At 47.3% G+C, this 3,706-nt stretch carries 2 protein-coding genes; both read left to right on the top strand.

The window, feature by feature from the left end; translation table 11 throughout:
- Positions 1–359: 359 nt before the first annotated feature.
- Positions 360–860 (top strand): putative zinc ribbon protein, encoded by a 501-nt coding sequence (locus tag JHD74_RS25510; RefSeq protein ID WP_199063842.1) that lies wholly within the window; start codon positions 360–362, stop codon positions 858–860.
- Between the two features lie 520 nt (positions 861–1,380).
- The gene (locus JHD74_RS25515) at positions 1,381–3,570 is read left to right on the top strand and encodes an NERD domain-containing protein kinase family protein (protein WP_199063843.1); all 2,190 of its coding nucleotides are present in this window, start codon (positions 1,381–1,383) and stop codon (positions 3,568–3,570) included.
- The last annotated feature ends 136 nt before the right edge of the window (positions 3,571–3,706 follow it).

A 3,706-nucleotide genomic window follows, 5' to 3' on the forward strand; every position in this document is an offset into this window, starting at 1 on the left:
CCCCCCCCCCCCCCCCCCCCCCCCCCCCCCCCCCCCCCCCCCCCCCCCCCCCTTTTTAGATGTGTATAAGAGACAGCTGTAACACCCTCTGATGGCTTCAACACCACAAAGCCAATATTAGTTCCTCATCTTCATAGTAAAAACCTCTCAAAGTGCGTTACAGAGCGTTTTACAACGTAAGTAAGCTCTGACTCGGAAGAGTACAGCACGCTTAAACAACATTGTCGGGATAGACGGCATATCTACTTCCATTAATCCGATTCTTTCGTGATTAATAAGCCTCGCCATGCCGTCTGACCCGATGGCTATTTCAAAAACTAAATTAAGCATTATTTTCTTATAACAGGAAATGAATAATCATGCATAAACTCATCTTGCCGAATTTGAAGTTATATCTGGCCTTCGACAGCAAAGATCATTACGTGCTCGCGAAGGAAGTTAACTCCTCCCCCGATGCACAGTGGTTCTGTACCGCCTGCCATTGCCCTTTGAAACTTCGTAACGATGTCGTTAGCGAAGAAGCTTGGTTTGTGCACAACCCTGATGAAACGACCAAAGAGTTGCTGGCGGGATGCGGCTATCTCAACACCGAAATCAAAAGGCTGGTCTTTATGCGAAGACTGCGCTCAATTCTCAATAATTTGGATACACTTGGGACCATCAGGTTTTGGTACTGTGTCTGGTGCCGAGATCACTACAAAGGAGAAAAGCACTGTAAGACCTGTAACACGGGGATATACAGCATAAGCCGTGGTGACTGGACCTGGAATTACAACCAGAAGGAAGACACATCAGAAATCAGCAGCCATGGAACCATCAACATAAAACACCACCATCAGACAGCCTGTAAGCCTTTCTGACAGCGTTAACAGCATGGGTTAATACGTTTCCCTACCTGGGCATAAAAAACGCTTACAACCTGTTTTATCGATGATGGAGATGGCACTATTTCATTGTTTTCATTGGTGATTTGTTTGCAAAGGGAATTTAACACCGAAGACCTGCTATTAAAACTGAGTAGAACTGAATGTCCAGAAAGCCTCACCCTGCATCGCTGAATCTGCACGGTGAGTAAGGTCGAAGCACTGGCAGAAGGGGCACCAGATATACCCCACTGGTAAAGTCAGGAGTGGGGTTGTTCTATAAGAACCTTGCATCAATTGGCGAAAAAGTGGACCATGCCAATCAGAGATTGACAACAGGTTATGTGCAATTCCGACTCATTTTCAGCGAGTTGACATGAGCACTGACTAACTGCCATTTTCACAGTAAAATCAAAAAGTTACAAAAAACCCCGTGACCTCTACCCTACATCATTAATGCGTCTGCAGATGCCATAAGCGATGGCTTAGACAGCGAATGACCAAAGAAAGGATAAAAATGGAACTCATCGTTGTAAGCTCCGAAGGTCTAATGAAGTCCGAACATGATGCGGCACTTCTACTGCGTGACAGCCTCCCTGCTCACTGGGTTGGCTACGCTGGCTTTCTGATGACAGACATTCAAGGAAAAACGATGGAGATCGATATGTTGATCTTCGCGGAAGATCGTGTACTGCTTGTCGAACTAAAGAACTGGGCTGGTATCATTGAGATGGATGATCGCACTTGGTACCAAACCACTCCTAAAGGTAACATTATTAAGCATGCGTCGCCTATAGACATTAAGCGTGGTCATGCGATGCGCATAAAGTCGTTATTTCAAAGAGACTTAGCTAAGCGCTGGGGCAATACTTTCTTCGAAGTGCAGCCCATGGTAGTTCTATGTGGTGAAGCAAAAATACGCCGAACTACTCCAACAGACGCTCCAATGGTCGTTTATATCGAAGACTTCAAAAACATCGGTGACAAAGAAACCTACAAAGATATTATCCCGCAGGATAAAGCATCATACTACTTCGAAAAAAATCCACATCTTCGCCCGTGCGACCGCAATCAAATCAAGATATTTGACGACTGGCGACGTGGTGGTAAAGCCATCCAAAAACGCTACCGTTCCGAAGCAAGCTACATCATCCCTGAACTAAACGAGCCTGCGTTTAAAGGACCTAAAGGCGTTTATAATGAGCACATTGGTGAACACATTCGTGATGCTGAAGATAAGGCTTTAGTGCGGATCTGGAACTTCAATAACCTGCACAACGTAGATACGACTATGACTTTGCGGGCCTTTCTTGGCCTACGAGAAGAACGCGCAATCCGCTATATTCGTAAGACCGATCGCCAGTTGAGCGATGACTATCTGCTCAATTTTAAGCACGACCTAAATGAAGATTCTTTACCGGTAGACATGGCTGAAGTGTATGCCTTACCTCCAATGGTGGAACGTTTAGATGATTACCTAAACTCCTCCTCTCTAAACCCTGAAGATCGACTAGCGATTATCCGCTCTGTAATAACTCCATTAGCATCAATGCACGCAATAGGCGTATACCATCGTGACCTAAGCACTGCTCGCCTATGGTGGGATAAAACTCGTGGTGCTGTGCTGATTAGCGGTTTACTCAGCAGTAAATTTCCTGATATGGGCAATACATCTCTTGCTGACCTGCGCCAAGAGCTAAACAGTACACGAGTTGAAATGCCAGAAGACTCCTTCGGTACAACCGAGATACTTGGTCAGGCACTTGATGTATTCCAGCTTGGCGTTCTGACTTATGAGATTGCCTATGGTGCTAAGCTACCACGCCCAAAAGAAAGTTGGAAAGAATGGCCAGGTCCAGCACCAGAGAGTGACCCGTTTGAAGGCAGGTTGCATAGTTGGTTCCAAAAGGCGTTAGAACCAGAGGCTAATGATCGTTTTGAAAATGCTGGTCAAATGCTTGAAGCGTTAGCTCAATTGGTAAACTTGCAAAACATTGATACTAACGAAGATAAGCAGCGTGTGCTTGATGAACTTACATCATACGGCACACAAGTAATCCCAATGATGGTGTTTTTACAAGATCCGAATTTCCAGCCGGAGCAGGACATGGTACGCCAACGTCTTGCTTACCGCTCTAACACCGCAGAAGGTAAAGCGTGCACTGTACGTATATTCATGGCGGCTCGTCCAAATCCCGACAATCACGGGCAATCGCAACGCCTGTTGCACTTCCTTAATCGTTGTAAAACTGCAAGCAACAATGTATTGCCGATACCGAAGCTTGTTGATTTTGGACACGGCATGAACGGTACTCATGTTGTACAAGAGTACGTTGAGGGTATTAATCTTGAGACATGGATGGAGCAAAAAGGTAAAACCTACGAACAGCGCTACGAGGTCGCAGACGAGATTATTCGTGCCATCAACAAAATACATGACCTTGAACTTAACCATGGTGATCTCAAACCTGAAAACATCCTTGTGCAGGAAAATGATCGTAAGCTAAATATATTACTCCTAGACATGTTCGACATGGATTTCAGCGGTCTTTCTCCAAGCAATACTATGTACTCACCCAAGTCAGACGTGAGTGCGAGTGCACGTGACCGTTATGCTGTGTATCTACTCGTTGATGAAATCTTTGGTGGTTGCGCAGATAAAGGCTGTCTCTTATACACATCTGACGCTGCCGACGATGCCAACTAAAAAAGGGTTTGTGGGGGGGGGGGGGGGGGGGGGGGGGGGGGGGGGGGGGGGGGGGGGGGGGGGGGGGGGGGGGGGGGGGGGGGGGGGGGGGGGGGGGGGGGGGGGGGGGGGGGGGGGGGGGGGGGGGGGGGGGGGG

The sequence above is a fragment of the Serratia sp. ASV30 genome (assembly GCF_016428815.1).
Taxonomy (GTDB): Bacteria; Pseudomonadota; Gammaproteobacteria; order Enterobacterales; family Enterobacteriaceae; genus Chania; species Chania fonticola_C.